The 14,000-nt window shown below is 52.6% G+C and carries 14 protein-coding genes; 7 read left to right on the top strand and 7 right to left on the bottom strand.

Features of this window, described 5'->3' with window-relative positions:
- Positions 1-207: 207 nt before the first annotated feature.
- Genes prpF through prpB form a run of 4 tightly spaced genes read right to left on the bottom strand, consistent with a single transcriptional unit; the run spans position 208 to position 6,125 of the window.
- Entirely contained in the window at positions 208-1,407 is a 1,200-nt protein-coding gene (prpF, locus tag FRIGORI9N_RS04530; RefSeq protein ID WP_159568670.1) for a 2-methylaconitate cis-trans isomerase PrpF, read from the bottom strand.
- Entirely contained in the window at positions 1,404-4,022 is a 2,619-nt protein-coding gene (gene acnD / locus FRIGORI9N_RS04525; RefSeq protein ID WP_159568669.1) for a Fe/S-dependent 2-methylisocitrate dehydratase AcnD, read from the bottom strand. Before acnD ends, prpF begins: the two co-directional genes overlap by 4 nt.
- 2 nt (positions 4,023-4,024) lie before the next feature.
- On the bottom strand, positions 4,025-5,185 hold the full coding sequence (gene prpC, locus FRIGORI9N_RS04520; protein WP_159568668.1) for a 2-methylcitrate synthase: 1,161 nt from the start codon (positions 5,183-5,185) through the stop codon (positions 4,025-4,027).
- Positions 5,186-5,243: 58 nt separating this feature from the next.
- The gene (prpB, locus tag FRIGORI9N_RS04515) at positions 5,244-6,125 is read right to left on the bottom strand and encodes a methylisocitrate lyase (RefSeq protein WP_138518084.1); all 882 of its coding nucleotides are present in this window, start codon (positions 6,123-6,125) and stop codon (positions 5,244-5,246) included.
- Between the two features lie 194 nt (positions 6,126-6,319).
- Here prpB and prpR point away from each other — a divergent pair, with 194 nt between their 5' ends.
- The 4 genes from prpR to FRIGORI9N_RS04495 all read left to right on the top strand — a co-directional run bounded on the left by prpR (position 6,320) and on the right by FRIGORI9N_RS04495 (position 8,918).
- Positions 6,320-7,915 carry a propionate catabolism operon regulatory protein PrpR gene (gene prpR, locus FRIGORI9N_RS04510; RefSeq protein ID WP_159568667.1) on the top strand — a complete coding sequence of 532 codons (1,596 nt, stop codon included), beginning with the start codon at positions 6,320-6,322 and terminating at the stop codon, positions 7,913-7,915.
- Between the two features lie 3 nt (positions 7,916-7,918).
- The gene (gene arfB / locus FRIGORI9N_RS04505; RefSeq protein WP_159568666.1) at positions 7,919-8,326 is read left to right on the top strand and encodes an alternative ribosome rescue aminoacyl-tRNA hydrolase ArfB; all 408 of its coding nucleotides are present in this window, start codon (positions 7,919-7,921) and stop codon (positions 8,324-8,326) included.
- A gap of 98 nt (positions 8,327-8,424) precedes the next feature.
- Positions 8,425-8,583, top strand: coding sequence for a YqaE/Pmp3 family membrane protein (locus FRIGORI9N_RS04500; RefSeq protein WP_159568665.1), 159 nt, complete (start codon positions 8,425-8,427; stop codon positions 8,581-8,583).
- 113 nt (positions 8,584-8,696) lie between these two features.
- Positions 8,697-8,918 carry a hypothetical protein gene (locus tag FRIGORI9N_RS04495; RefSeq protein ID WP_138518080.1) on the top strand — a complete coding sequence of 74 codons (222 nt, stop codon included), beginning with the start codon at positions 8,697-8,699 and terminating at the stop codon, positions 8,916-8,918.
- Between the two features lie 3 nt (positions 8,919-8,921).
- On the opposite strand, the gene rlmF is transcribed toward FRIGORI9N_RS04495, so the two are convergent.
- Positions 8,922-9,830, bottom strand: coding sequence for a 23S rRNA (adenine(1618)-N(6))-methyltransferase RlmF (gene rlmF, locus FRIGORI9N_RS04490; protein ID WP_159568664.1), 909 nt, complete (start codon positions 9,828-9,830; stop codon positions 8,922-8,924).
- A complete protein-coding gene (locus FRIGORI9N_RS04485) occupies positions 9,827-11,839 on the bottom strand; it encodes an AsmA family protein (RefSeq protein WP_159568663.1) in 2,013 nt (670 codons plus the stop codon). The genes rlmF and FRIGORI9N_RS04485 overlap by 4 nt, the downstream gene beginning before the upstream one ends.
- Before the next feature lie 160 nt (positions 11,840-11,999).
- On the opposite strand from FRIGORI9N_RS04485, the gene FRIGORI9N_RS04480 reads away from it, so the two are divergent.
- From FRIGORI9N_RS04480 to FRIGORI9N_RS04470, 3 genes are read left to right on the top strand one after another with little or no spacing between them, the layout of a single operon-like run.
- Positions 12,000-12,149: a hypothetical protein gene (locus FRIGORI9N_RS04480; protein WP_201301405.1), complete on the top strand. Its 150-nt coding sequence runs from the start codon at positions 12,000-12,002 to the stop codon at positions 12,147-12,149.
- 14 nt (positions 12,150-12,163) lie between these two features.
- On the top strand, positions 12,164-12,448 hold the full coding sequence (locus tag FRIGORI9N_RS04475) for a DUF1330 domain-containing protein (protein WP_159568662.1): 285 nt from the start codon (positions 12,164-12,166) through the stop codon (positions 12,446-12,448).
- Positions 12,449-12,462: 14 nt separating this feature from the next.
- Positions 12,463-13,002, top strand: coding sequence for a DUF924 family protein (locus tag FRIGORI9N_RS04470; RefSeq protein WP_159569629.1), 540 nt, complete (start codon positions 12,463-12,465; stop codon positions 13,000-13,002).
- Between the two features lie 20 nt (positions 13,003-13,022).
- On the opposite strand, the gene FRIGORI9N_RS04465 is transcribed toward FRIGORI9N_RS04470, so the two are convergent.
- The gene (locus FRIGORI9N_RS04465; protein WP_159568661.1) at positions 13,023-14,000 is read right to left on the bottom strand and encodes a CoA ester lyase; all 978 of its coding nucleotides are present in this window, start codon (positions 13,998-14,000) and stop codon (positions 13,023-13,025) included.

Here is a 14,000-nt window from a genome sequence, read left to right as displayed (position 1 = left end):
CTCCATTGAATTTTTTGGAGTCATGAGGATAATTAGAGTGAGGTTACGTAATCAGATAGAGGGGTAGGCGGAGGTAAGCGCTTGCTCACCATTTTGCGTATTGCTACTGTTGGAGAGATATTGAATTTGCACTTCAGTTTTCGACGCTGTAGCGAAAAAAACTGAAGTGCATTTCGTGGTCAACCTAAATGACTTGGTTCCAATTAATTAAAAAGTATCGCTGGGTACACGCACCCAACCTTCCATCAATACCCGTGCACTGCGGCTCATAATCGCTTTTTTCACAGCCCACTGACCGTTTTCAATCGCGGCCTGCGCACCCACGCGCAAAGTGCCGCTGGGGTGACCAAAGCGAACAGCTTCACGTTGGCTGCCACCTGCGGCAACGTTCACCAGTGTGCCGGGAATGGCTGCTGCAGTGCCAATGGCCACGGCAGCCGTACCCATCATGGCATGGTGAAGCTTGCCCATGCTCATGGCGCGCACCAGCAAATCAATGCCTTCTGCTTGAACCACTTTGCCGCTTGAGCTGGTGTAAGTTTTGGGCGGTGCTACAAAAGCCACTTTGGGTGTGTGCTGTCGCTTGGCTGCTTCATCCACGTGTTTGATCAATCCCATTTTTACAGCGCCGTGGGCACGAATGGTTTCGAACATGGCCAAGGCTTTTGGGTCGCTGTTGATGGCGTCTTGCAATTCGCAACCGGTGTAGCCAATGCTGTCGGCATTCACAAAAATGGTGGGAATGCCGGCATTGATCATGGTGGCTTTTAATGTGCCCACGCCGGGTACATCTAGTTCATCCACCAAATTGCCGGTGGGGAACATGCTGCTGCCAGCACCGTCTTCACCTTCATCTGCTGGATCCAGAAATTCAAGTTGAACTTCCGCTGCTGGAAAGGTAACGCCATCGAGCTCGAAGTTGCCAGTTTCTTGAACCAAGCCGTCGGTGATTGGTACATGCGCAATGATGGTTTTGCCGATATTGGCTTGCCAAATGCGCACCACGCAAGTGCCGTTGTGAGCCACGCGCGCGGAGTCAACCAAACCGCTGGCCACCGCGAATGAACCCACCGCGGAAGACAAATTGCCGCAGTTGCCGCTCCAGTCCACAAAGGCTTTGTCGATACTGACTTGGCCGAACAGGTAGTCCACATCGTGGTCGGCCTTGCTGCTTTTGCTCAAAATCACGGTTTTGCTGGTGCTTGAAGTAGCACCACCCATACCGTCGATCTGCTTGCCATAGGGGTCTGGGCTTCCAATGACACGTAACAGCAATTTGTCACGCGCTTCCCCTGGCTGTTGGCAGGCTGCAGGTAAATCTTGCAGCCTGAAAAACACGCCTTTGCTGGTGCCGCCACGCATGTAAGTGGCGGGTACCTTCAGTTGTTGGCTTGGCTTGTTTGTCATGCTGCGGTGCCTTCCAAAAAGTCTTGCGCGAAGCGTTGCAACACACCGCCAGCTTCGTAAATTGACACTTCCTCGGCAGTGTCCAAACGGCAGGTCACCGGGAATTCCACACGTTCGCCATTCTTGCGGGTCATCACCACAGTCAGGGTTGCACGTGGACTGCGCTCACCCACCACTTCAAACACTTCCGTGCCGTCGATGTTGTAGGTGTGGCGCGTGTCACCTGCCTTGAATTCCAGGGGCAGGGTGCCCATGCCAATCAGGTTGGTGCGGTGAATTCGCTCAAAGCCCTCAGCAATAATCGCTTCTACACCAGCCAGGCGAACGCCCTTGGCGGCCCAATCGCGTGAAGAACCCTGGCCGTAGTCGGCACCCGCAACAATAATCAGCGGTTGACCACGGTCCATGTAGGTTTCAATGGCTTCCCACATGCGTGTTACCTGACCTTCGGGTTCAATGCGGGCCAGCGAGCCTTGCACCGTGTTGCCCGCTTCATCTTTCACCATCTCGTTGTACAACTTGGGGTTTGCGAACGTCGCGCGCTGCGCTGTCAAGTGATCGCCGCGGTGCGTGGCATAGCTGTTGAAGTCTTCTTCGGGCAAACCCATTTTGTGCAGGTATTCACCTGCAGCGCTCTTCATCATGATCGCGTTTGAAGGGCTTAGGTGGTCAGTTGTAATGTTGTCACCCAGCACCGCCAGCGGGCGCATGTTTTTCAGCGTGCGTGGTCGTGCAGCCAAAGCGCCTTGGCCTTCGGTGTCCCAATAGGGTGGGCGGCGAATGTAGGTGCTCTGTGGGCGCCAGTCGTACAGTGGGCTTTCTGCCTCTTCAATTGCGCCCAAGTCAAACATGGGAATATAGATTTCACGGAACTGTGAAGGCTTGACGAATTGCTTCACGATGGCATCAATTTCTTCGTCTGAAGGCCACAGGTCGATCAGGCGAATTTCCTCGCCATCGACCACGCCGAGTACATCCTGCTCAATGTCAAAGCGGATGGTGCCTGCAATGGCATAAGCCACCACCAAAGGGGGCGAAGCCAAAAATGCCTGCTTCGCATATGGGTGAATGCGACCATCGAAGTTGCGGTTGCCACTCAATACAGCGGTGGCGTACAAATCGCGATCAATGATTTCCTGCTGAATCACGGGATCCAAAGCACCACTCATGCCGTTGCAGGTGGTGCAGGCAAACGCCACAATGCCAAAGCCCAACTTTTCAAGATCGCTTAAAAGCCCTGATTCTTTCAGATACAACTCGGCCACTTTCGAGCCGGGTGCAAATGAAGATTTAACCCAAGGCTTGCGTACCAGGCCCATTTCATTGGCTTTGCGTGCCAACAGCGCGGCTGCCACCACGTTGCGTGGGTTGCTGGTGTTGGTGCAGCTGGTAATGGCGGCGATAATCACAGCGCCATCGGGCATCAGGCCGTTTGCCTCTTCCTCGCGGGCCTTGTCCAGATTCACTGCAATGCCTTTGGCCGCCAAATCACTGGTGGCCACGCGCGCATGCGGGTTGGAAGGGCCAGCCATGCTGCGCACCACCTTGCTCAAATCAAAGCTCAGTACGCGTTCATATTCAGCGCCCACCATTTTGCTGGCCCACAGGCCGGTGTGCTTGGCGTATTGTTCCACCAGCTTCACTTGCTCGTCTTCACGGCCAGTCAACTTCAGGTAGTCAATGGTTTGCTCGTCGATGTAGAACATCGCCGCGGTGGCACCGTATTCTGGTGTCATGTTCGAAATCGTGGCGCGGTCGCCGATGCTTAGGCTATTCGCGCCTTCACCGAAAAACTCCAGGTAAGCACCCACCACGCGTTCTTTGCGCAGAAAAGCAGTCAGCTCCAGCACGATGTCGGTGGCGGTAATGCCTGGCTGGCGCTTGCCAGTCAGTTCCACACCCACGATGTCGGGCAGGCGCATCATCGACGCACGGCCCAGCATCACGGTTTCTGCTTCAAGACCACCCACGCCAATCGAGATCACGCCCAGCGCATCCACGTGTGGTGTGTGGCTGTCGGTGCCCACACAGGTGTCGGGGAAAGCAACGCCTTCGCGAACCTGCACCACCGGCGACATTTTTTCCAGATTGATCTGGTGCATGATGCCGTTGCCCGCTGGAATCACGTCCACATTCTTGAATGCGGTTTTGGTCCAGTTGATGAAGTGGAAACGGTCTTCGTTGCGGCGTTCTTCGATGTCGCGGTTTTTCTGAAATGCATCGGGGTCAAATCCGCCACATTCCACAGCCAGTGAATGGTCCACAATCAATTGCGTGGGCACCACTGGGTTGACCAAGGATGGGTCGCCACCTTGGTCGGCAATCGCATTGCGCAGGCCAGCCAGGTCCACCAAGGCAGTTTGGCCCAGAATGTCGTGGCACACCACGCGCGCTGGGTACCAGGGAAAGTCCAGGTCGCGCTTGCGGTAAATGAATTGTTTCAGGCTCTCGGTGAGTGCACTGGGTTCACAGCGGCGCACCAGTTGCTCGGCCAACACCTTGCTGGTGTAGGGCAGTTTGTCCCAAGCACCAGGCTCGATCGCATCAACAGCCGCTTGGGTGTCGAAGAAATCAAGCTGGGTGCCGGGCAGGTTCTTTCTGAATTGTGTGTTCATGCTTATTTGCGATCCTTGATGGCTACAAATTTCTGGTCTTCCGGGCCCGTGTAATTGGCGCTTGGGCGAATGATCTTGCCGTCAATGCGTTGTTCAATTACGTGGGCGCTCCAGCCGGAAGTGCGGGCAATTACAAACAGCGGGGTGAACATGGCAGTGGGCACGCCCATCATGTGGTAGCTCACCGCGCTGAACCAGTCCAGGTTCGGGAACATTTTTTTGATTTCCCACATTGTGCTTTCCAGGCGTTCGGCGATGTTGTACATCTTCATGTTGTTCTGTTCTTTGGACAAATCCTCTGCCACTTTCTTGATCACCACGTTGCGGGGGTCGCTCACGGTGTACACCGGGTGACCAAAACCAATCACCACTTCTTTGCGTTCAACACGGGCGCGAATGTCGGCCTCGGCTTCATCTGGATTGTCGTAGCGCTTCTGGATTTCGAAGGCCACCTCGTTGGCGCCACCGTGCTTGGGGCCACGCAGGGCACCAATGCCGCCACAAATGGCGGAATACATATCCGATCCTGTACCCGCCACCACGCGGCTGGTGAAGGTAGAGGCATTGAATTCGTGCTCTGCGTACAGAATCAGTGAGGTGTGCATGGCGCTAACCCAGCTGTCGCGCGGTTTTTCGCCGTGCAGCAGGTGCAGGAAGTGGCCGCCGATTGAATCATCGTCGGTTTCTACTTCAATGCGCTTGCCGTTGTGGCTGTAGTGGTACCAGTACAGCAGCATTGAACCCAGCGAAGCCATCAGCTTGTCGGCAATGTCACGCGCGCCAGGGTGGTTGTGGTCGTCTTTCTCGGGTTGCAGGCAACCCAGCACGGAAACACCTGTGCGCATCACGTCCATGGGGTGTGCTGAAGGGGGCAGGGCTTCCAAAGCCTGTTTCACGCCTGCAGGAATACCACGCAAGGCTTTCAGTTTCAGTTTGTAGCCAGCCAGTTCAGCTGTTGTAGGCAATTTGCCATGCACCAGCAGGTAAGCAATTTCTTCGAATTCGGTGGTGGTGGCCAGGTCCAGAATGTCGTAACCGCGGTAAGCCAAATCGTTACCTGTGCGGCCAACCGTACACAGGGCAGTGTTGCCAGCGGCGGTACCGGAAAGGGCTACAGATTTCTTCGGCTTGAAGCCAGGGGTTGTTGTTTGTTGCTCAGACATTGCTGTCTCCTGTCAAATTAAATGTTTTATAACAATTGTTTGTTGTGTTTTATTAAAGTTATTTCTGCTGAAATAAGGCGTCCAGTTTCTGCTCAAAATCGTGGTAGCCAATGCTGTCATACAGCTCCATGCGAGTTTGCATGGTGTCTAAAACATTCTTTTGCGTGCCGTCGCGGCGAACAGCCTCATACACATTCTGTGCGGCTTTGTTCATCGCGCGGAAAGCGCTCAAGGGGTACAGCACCAAGCCCACGCCCACACCTTTCAGTTCTTCGGTGGTAAACAGGGGGGTAGAACCAAACTCAGTGATATTGGCCAGCACGGGCACTTTCACGGCGTCGACAAACTGTTGGTACATGCTCAGTTCAGTCATGGCTTCGGGGAAAATCATGTCGGCACCGGCTTCAACGCAAGCGCAGGCCCGGTCGATTGCTGATTGCAATCCTTCAACGGCCAACGCATCGGTGCGGGCCATGATCACAAAATCATCTGAACCGCGAGCATCCACTGCCGCTTTAATGCGATCAACCATTTCAGCCTGGGTCACAATGGCTTTGCCTGGGCGGTGGCCACAGCGCTTGGCGCCCACTTGGTCTTCAATGTGCATGGCTGCTGCGCCAGCTTTCATCATTGCCTTGGTGGTACGGGCAATGTTGAAGGCCGATGATCCAAAACCAGTGTCGACGTCGACCAGCAGTGGGGTGTCGCACACATCAGTAATGCGGCGCACGTCGGTCAACACATCATCCAGGCCTGAAATGCCAAGGTCGGGCAGGCCGAGCGACCCAGCCGCCACACCACCACCACTCAGGTAAATGGCTTTGAAACCAGCACGTTTGGCCAGCAAGGCGTGGTTGGCGTTGATCGCGCCGATTACTTGCAACGGTTGTTCTTCTTTTACGGCCTGACGAAAACGGGCGCCAGCTGAATTTTGAGTCATGGTGTTCTCCTTGTTGTATGTTTTTTGTGGTGCAGGGTTCGTGCCAGTTTCAATAAAAATAAAAAATATCTTTTTTTAACAATTGTTTAAGAGATTAATCTAATCAATATTGTGAAAATTTGCCTATTCATTTGAAACACTTTTGTGTAAGATGAAACGCAAATATGTTTCAAATGGTACAGAAGGCGTTTTAAATGAAACCCAGAATCGTGGTGTTCAGCATCAGTGCCCTGGCAGGCACATTGCGCGAAATTGCGCGCGATTACACCAGTTCAGCCAATATTGAACTGGTGCCCAAAGCCTATGAAGACGCTTTGGCCTACGCCCGAAATCGCTATTACACCGACACGGCCGACGTGTTTATTGCGGCTGGTTCAAATGCAGCCTTCCTTCAGAATCAGCTCGAAGCGCCCTTGGTCATTATTCGTACCGATGGTTTTGATGTGATGCAAGCCTTGGCCTCAGCCAGAAAAGCGTCTTCGGCAGTCGGTTTGGTCAGCTATGAACATTCCTTCGACGAACTGGAGCAGTTTGCCCGAGCCTTTGATGTTCCCCTCAGCACACGCACCTATCGAACCCCCGAAGACGCCCGCCGCGCTGTGCGCGAACTGGCACAACTCGGCGTTCAGGTGGTGGTTGGGTCTGGCCTGGTGACTGAAATTGCCCAGGAAATGGGTATGGATGCCATTCTGATTTATTCTCGCCAAGGGGTGGTCAAGGCCTTTGATGAGGCCACTCGTTTGGCCAGCGCCAAAGCCACTGGCGGTGTGCGGCGCAATAGCCAGGCCTATACCTTTCACACCGAACAGGATTTGATTGGCAGCAGCGCAGCCGTGCAAAGGCTTCGAAGCACCATTCGCTTGTGTGGCAGCATTGATTTTTCTGTTCTTATTCAAGGTGAAACAGGGGTGGGCAAAGAACTGGTGGCCCAATCCATTCACACTGCCAGCCCCCGGGCGGGCAAGCCTTTTGTGGCCATTAACTGCGCATCGCTCACTGAAAGCTTGCTGGAAAGCGAGCTGTTTGGTTATGAGGAGGGCGCGTTTTCAGGGGCCGTGAAAGGTGGGCGTGCCGGCATGTTTGAAAGCGCGCAAGGCGGTACCGTGTTTCTCGATGAAATTGGCGACATGCCGTTGGCCTTTCAAACCCGCTTGTTGCGTATTCTGGAAGATGGCACAGTACGCCGAATCGGTTCAGCCTCTTCGCGAAAAGTCGATTTCAGACTGCTGGCTGCCAGCAATGTAAACTTGCAGCAAGCTGTTGAAGAAGGGCGCTTTCGTGAAGATTTGTATTTCCGCTTGAATGAAATGTTGATCCAGATCCCACCGCTGCGTGAGCGCACCGAGGACATTGGCGAATTGGCAGGTTACTTTCTGCGAACCACCCCTGTGCGGGTCAGCAAATCAAGATTTGATGAGTTTTTAAACGCAGCGTTGCCCGTACTTCAAACTTTGCCTTGGCCGGGCAATATTAGGCAGTTAAAAAATGTGTGCCGCAGGGCCGCCGTGTTAATGCTTCAAGAAAGTGATCTTTCATCCTGGCGAGCCTGGTTTCCGGACTTGATCACCGCGACCCCGACCCCGATATCAATACCGACATTGCCCGATATGCCTTCAGAATCTTTCGACAATATGAATGCGCTGGCCTTGGCCTACAGCAGGGCGCCCAAGCAGGAACGGGCGACTATCGTTCGCCAGGCATTGAACCTGGTGGGCGGCGAAGTCAATAAAGTGGTTGAAGGCTTGGGGATTAGCAGGTCAACCGTGTGGCGCCTGGGCAAGGGGGCTTAGCATATGTCGTACACGCCCCCCATCCTCTCGGAATCCGATGTTGAGTTCACTGCCATTCGCGCCCAGGGCGCGGGCGGTCAGAACGTCAACAAAGTGTCCAGTGCCGTTCATTTGCGTTTTGATATCCGCTCATCGTCTTTGCCCGAATTCATCAAGGAAAAGCTGCTTGCCCTGCAAGACCAGCGTGTAACCAAAGACGGTGTCATTGTCATCAAGGCTCAAACTACGCGCAGTCAGGAGCAAAATCGTGTGGACGCCCTTGCAAGGCTGAACGAGCTGATTGCCGAGGTCGCCAAACCAGTCAAGGCTCGCCGCGAAACTCGCCCAACCTTGGGTTCGAAGCGCCGCAGGCTGGAAGGCAAAAGCATTCGCGGCCAAGTGAAGGCATTGAGAGGAAAGATAAAAGAATAAATGCCATGTCCACGATCGATTTGATTTTGCGTTACTCTTTGAAGCGTCGCTTAACCCTGGCAGTAATTATTCAACCTTTTCTATTTTAAGGAGTTTAAATGGATCTCATCCGAATTCTTATCGCGATCTTGTTGCCGCCAGTGGGTGTATTTTTACAGGAAGGTTTGGGCAAGCATTTCTGGATCAACATTATCTTGACCCTGCTGGGCTATATTCCAGGCATTGTTCACGCCGTGTACATCATTGCTAAAAAGTAGTGTGGGCAGGGTCACCCAGCAAAGGGGTGATTCGCTTTACAAATTATTTTGTATGCCGTTCCCGTCCGAAGTCCGTTAATACCCACACATCGACAACAATTCAGGAAAACAAGATGCAAGCCACGAAACTGATTGGAATTCTATTGATTGTTGCAGGCACTTTGGGCTTGGCCTACGGAGGCTTTAGCTACACCGAAGAATCTACCGCAGCCAAAATCGGTTCACTCGAAATTACAGTGGATCAGGAAAAAGAAGTGAACGTCCCCATGTGGGCTGGCGTCGGCGCAATTGTCGCCGGGGCCTTCCTGCTGCTAGTGGGTGGCCGTCGCCGCTAATAGCTATGCAAAAGACCACGCCACAATGCGCGTGGTCTTGTTGCCTTGTTCCATTTCAACTTCAAGAATATCGCGCGCACCCACGTTGCGCATGTGCCATTTTGCTTGAGGCACATTTTCTGCCTTTGACACCAGCGTGGTAAACCACCTGCACTGTTTGCCAAATTGCGCACTCTCATTGATCATGGTTTGTAGAAAACCAATTTCCCCACCTTCGCACCACAATTCGTTTTTTTGTCCACCAAAGTTCAAACCTGCGGGCGCTTTCGAACCTGGTTTTTCGCCACGGTTGAAGGCAAGGCTATTTACTTTGCGTTGATTGCTTTTCATGGCCTCTTTTTGCGAGCCGTGAAATGGCGGGTTACACACACTCAGGTCGAATCGTTCCCCTGGCTTGATCACACCCTCAAATATTTTCCGCTTGTCGCGTTGCAGCCGCAAATCAATCAAACGTTTCAAGTCATCATTTTTGTCCAGCACCGCAGCAAGATTCTTTAAGCTCACCATGTCAATTTCGCTGCCGGTGCAGTGCCAGCCATATACCTTTGCCGCCAGCAAAGAATAAATTCCGTTAGCGCCTGTGCCAATATCCAGCATCTTCACCTGCCTTGAATCCGTTGCCTTGATTCCACAGCTCGAGAGCAAATCCGCCGCGTAGTGAATGTAATCCACCCGGCCTGGAATGGGCGGGCACAAATAACCCTCCGGTACGTTCCACCCAACGATATCGTAATGGTGGTTCAGCAGCGCACAATTGAGCGCTTTGACGGCGGCAGGCAATGCAAAATCAATGGAGTCTCGACCATGATTATTGGGCTTCACATGTTTTTTCAGGGCAGGGTAAGTCAACACCAGGGCGTCAAAATCGTACCCGTCTCTGTGCGCATTGTTGGGGTGAAGTGTTTTGGTCAATTTTTTTCTCGCTGAGCTTTGCTGCGTGCTGCCAAATCATAGCAACCTGTTTTGTTGGAATTCTCGACAGAATCCGGGGAGCCGGTATCCACAAAAGGAATCAATGCCGCAAATGGGTTTAGCAGCGACAGCAACACGGCACCCGCTACCTTGCCCGCTAGCGGTCCTTTCTCAAGAGACACATCGGGCGAACCCATGGTGCCAGTAATCAGCAAAGGCGTACGCAAGCTAACCGGGCTGAAGTCCTTTGGGGTGACAACAACCCTCAAATTCAAGGCTTCTGTTTTCATTGAAATGCTGCCATTCACCCACATCGCTGAGTCTTGTGTATCGATCACAAATACCTTGGGTTGTAGCACACCATTGTTTGCGTCCAGGTCAGCAAACGCACAGGTCATTTGCAACACATCATCGCCCCGAAACCAAACACCAAGCGCCTCGGCAGCATCCAGGCCAGCCGCTTCAACAATCAAATGCGACATGGTGCCGTTGCGCACCTGCGTTCGCACATTGCCAGCCAGGCTCCCCAGTATTTCTGCAGTCGAGCGGCCTTGTCCCTTCAATTTGGCCGCACCGTTCATGGTGCCCGTTACATAAGGCGGCTCATTTCCAGCTCTGGGTATATTCAGCCATTGCTCAAGCTGTACATCGGCCCATTTCAAGTCCACGTCCCAAACAGCGATATCTTCTCGCCCATCCAATTGCAACGCACCTGTAAGTTGGCCCTTTGCGGTTTTTGCTTCAATGTCTGAAATGGTCAAAACGCCCTCAGTCACCGCCAAATGTGCCCTCAATGGCCGAAGTGGCTTCAATATCTCGCTGCCCAAATCCAGATTGTCGATGTCAATTCGCACATCAGCATCCATCGCTCTCAGGGAAGGAAGATCGAAGGGTTTGTCCGGTAGCACTTTGCCACTGGGTGTGGCGGTCTTGCTCTGTTTTTCCGCAGTCGCCCCCACGGTTGGACCCAAGTCAGCCAGTACCAGCGAAGGCCCTTTGAGTTCTCCTGTCAGCAGGGGTTGTTTTTTATCGCCTTCATACAAAAAATTGCCGTTTAAGCGACTGTTGCCAATCGTTGCGTTGCTGACATTGACTTGCCAATTGCTTGCGTCACGAACCAGGCTGCCTTCCGTGCGAAAGGCCGGCGTGTTTGGCAAAGTCACTCCAAGTGCCTGGCCTGCGGCGGCCAATGAAGAGCCGCTCACGGCAAACTGGCCAGAAAGCTGCTGCATGCCCAGTGCATCGGCTGCTTTTCCCTTGAAGTCCAATCGGGCTCTGCCCAAAGACACATTCAATTCAACGGGTATAGGCTCTGCTTGTTTGGCAACCCAAGGCAACACACCTGTTGATTTCAGTTTGATGTCCAGCTTCTTGCCTTGATACAAACCCTGCGCTGCTACTGTCAGCGCATCGGCTCCCACATCTCCTTCCTGCAAATTCAAGGTCGCATCCACATCAAGATCAAAAAGTTCATCGCGATACTTCACAAGGCCTTGCTCAATTGCCAACAAACCAAACTCAGGGGCGAGGGCGGGTGTTGAGTCCGGTTCGTTTTTAGCGAACTGCCATGAGGCTCGCCCGTCTTTCAGACGCTCGAAATTGCCATCCAGCGATTTGGCTGTGAGCGATTTGATTCTCAGTGCGGATTCCGGTGCGTTGAGCCACTTGATGAGGTCCCGATAGCGCAGCCCAAGGGACACATTTTCCGCACGAATCATGAAAGGTGAATCGCTCCAGACAGGAGAGGCCACTTCAAAATGGTTCAGGTTCAGGCGAACACCACCAATCAGCCTGAGTTTAAATTGAGGGTTGTTTTCATCTTGCTGCGTCAGTTGAATATTTCTTTCAAGTGTCTTGCTCAGCCACTGCTCGGCAGGTTTGGCTAAAAATGGCCATCCCATCAGTTCAAATACGCCGACAGCCAAAACAAGCAAGGCAAGCGCAGCCCATGCCACCAGTCGAAAAGGCTTTTGCTGATAAAGCTGTTTGGTAATCGGAGTTTTTTTCAACTGTTGTCCCTGATTCTTTGGTGCAAGAATTGTGTTGCTGTTTCGTACTTCCTGCTGTGGTTAACGCATACTAACGAGAAGCAGTCAACTTAAGTGGGTTGTACCCGTTATACGGAATATCAAAATTCGATTGGTTTCTTTTATTCAGGAAGTATGAAACATGAAAACACTGTTTTCCATGATGGCATTGATGTTCGCTTTGAGCAGTTGTGCAGTGTACACCCCAGCCGGTTCAGTGGTGGTTGATCCAGGCGGTCATGGCGGTGGTGGTCATTGCCCTCCTGGTCAAGCCAAGAAAGGCAACTGTTAATAAGTGGTTGCCCAATGAGCGCTTACGTTGTGGGTCAAATCAAGATTCTTGATCCACTCAAGTGGCAGCAGTACCGGGACCAGGTGCCCGGTACTCTCGTTGCCTGGAATGCCGAATTGGTTTTTCGCGGGGTCAAGGCGTCTGATCTGGCCCTTCAAAATCCATACACCGATATTGTTGTTATTCGCTTTCCAGACCTCGACGCGGCGCATGGCTGGTTTCAGTCGGATGCCTATCATGCCCTGATTCCCCTGCGAGAGGCCGCTGCACAGGTGTTGTTGACTTCTTATGAGGCTTGAGTCAGTTGCTTGAAATGCAATTCACCGAAGTATTGAAGTTCTGGTTTGAAGACATCGAGCCCAAAGCTTGGTGGTCTGCCGATCCCTTGTTTGACGAACAAATTCGAATCAGGTTCGGGTCTCAACTTTCTAAAGCAGCCCAAGGGGAATGCTACACATGGCGCATTTCCGCGAAAGGTCGTCTTGCAGAAATCATTGTGCTGGATCAGTTTTCTCGCAATGTGCATCGCAACACCCCAATGGCTTTTGCTCAAGACCCCATGGCGCTTGCCCTGGCCCAAGAGGCGGTAGCCAAAGGCGTGTTAAACGAGTTTGATCCCACCGAAAGGGCATTTTTGTTGCTGCCTTACATGCACAGTGAATCAAAAGTCATTCACGTTCAGGCAGAGCATTTGTATCGGGAATGGGCACCTGAAAACAACTACAACTTCGAGCTTCGACACAAAGCAATTATCGATCGGTTTGGGCGTTATCCGCACCGAAACTACATTCTTGGTCGGAATTCCACAGATGAGGAACTGGAGTTCCTCACGCAGCCAGGGTCAAGTTTTTAACCGAACACGGGCGCGCTTTTCTAGCCTCCGCGATTTGATCTCGCATTCAACACCTCAAAGAAGTACCGGTAACTCGCCCTGTCGTGCAGTTCCCCTTTGATTTGAATTGGTCCCCAATCTGCTTTTTGCGCTTCAGTCAACACCAAAACTGCCTCTTCCACTTCGGAATCTGTGGGCAGCATGGCCGACACAATGTGCACAATTTGTTCAGGGTGAATGCTCCACATGCGCGTAAAGCCGAAATCTCGTTTCGCGCGCTGTGCATCTTCAGCAGCCATCTCAGGTTGGCGAATATTGCGGGTCACATTGTGTGAAGGCACCTTGCCGAATCGGTGGCAGGCAGCAGAAATTTCAAGCTTGGCGCGGCGCACCAAGGGGTTTTCAAACTGACCAGGCGAATTCAGTGCAGTTTTGGGAATTGCACTGCGATGACTTGAAATAAAGTCCATGATGCCAAATGAAAGCGATTCCACCTCCTCAAGTCCTGCAATATTGTGTACCGCGGCCAATGCGCCATGGGTTTCAATCAAGACGTGCAAGGGCGGGGGTTCAACACCCGCTTTGGCGCATTGTTCGCGAATGCGGATGATTGCCAGTTTCACGTCATTGAAGTTTTCAGGCTTTGGCAACATCAAGTAGGCGGGCAATGGGACACCTTCACGCAACACAATTGGCAATTCCAGCTCGAACGCGGGGTCCTGAACCGGGTGCAGTCGAAGGCCAGGCCTGCGCGTTTCGCTGCCATATCTCGCGGAGAAATCAACAAGGCTTTGTGCCGCCCAAGTTGCAATTTCTGTAACCTGACCAACAACCGCACCGTCCTCCAGATCAAGCGTGATATCGAAGCAGGCGCCAATTTCCGCACGAATTTGCAAGGCCTTCTCAAAGTATTTCGGTCGGCCTGCGTAGTGGTCGCACACTGGCAAGTTCACCCGTGCATGGTCTTCGCTGTACAAAATGGTGGAAATGTTCGCCAAATCCAGGTTGTGCTTTTTCAC

This window comes from Limnobacter sp. 130 (assembly GCF_902506325.1).
Classification (GTDB): domain Bacteria; phylum Pseudomonadota; class Gammaproteobacteria; order Burkholderiales; family Burkholderiaceae_B; genus Limnobacter.
Note: the sequence above shows the minus strand (reverse complement) of the source record. Positions and strands in the feature narration are given on the sequence as shown.

Bases quoted from the DNA above. Each gene is read 5' to 3' on its own strand.
- FRIGORI9N_RS04475 (WP_159568662.1), top strand. From the start codon at position 12,164: ATGAGCGCTTACGTTGTGGGTCAAATCAAGATTCTTGATCCACTCAAG.
- FRIGORI9N_RS04495 (WP_138518080.1), top strand. From the start codon at position 8,697: ATGCAAGCCACGAAACTGATTGGAATTCTATTGATTGTTGCAGGCACT.
- prpC (WP_159568668.1), bottom strand. From the start codon at position 5,185: ATGTCTGAGCAACAAACAACAACCCCTGGCTTCAAGCCGAAGAAATCT.
- prpR (WP_159568667.1), top strand. From the start codon at position 6,320: ATGAAACCCAGAATCGTGGTGTTCAGCATCAGTGCCCTGGCAGGCACA.
- acnD (WP_159568669.1), bottom strand. From the start codon at position 4,022: ATGAACACACAATTCAGAAAGAACCTGCCCGGCACCCAGCTTGATTTC.
- FRIGORI9N_RS04470 (WP_159569629.1), top strand. From the start codon at position 12,463: ATGCAATTCACCGAAGTATTGAAGTTCTGGTTTGAAGACATCGAGCCC.
- prpF (WP_159568670.1), bottom strand. From the start codon at position 1,407: ATGACAAACAAGCCAAGCCAACAACTGAAGGTACCCGCCACTTACATG.
- FRIGORI9N_RS04500 (WP_159568665.1), top strand. From the start codon at position 8,425: ATGGATCTCATCCGAATTCTTATCGCGATCTTGTTGCCGCCAGTGGGT.
- FRIGORI9N_RS04480 (WP_201301405.1), top strand. From the start codon at position 12,000: ATGAAAACACTGTTTTCCATGATGGCATTGATGTTCGCTTTGAGCAGT.
- prpB (WP_138518084.1), bottom strand. From the start codon at position 6,125: ATGACTCAAAATTCAGCTGGCGCCCGTTTTCGTCAGGCCGTAAAAGAA.
- arfB (WP_159568666.1), top strand. From the start codon at position 7,919: ATGTCGTACACGCCCCCCATCCTCTCGGAATCCGATGTTGAGTTCACT.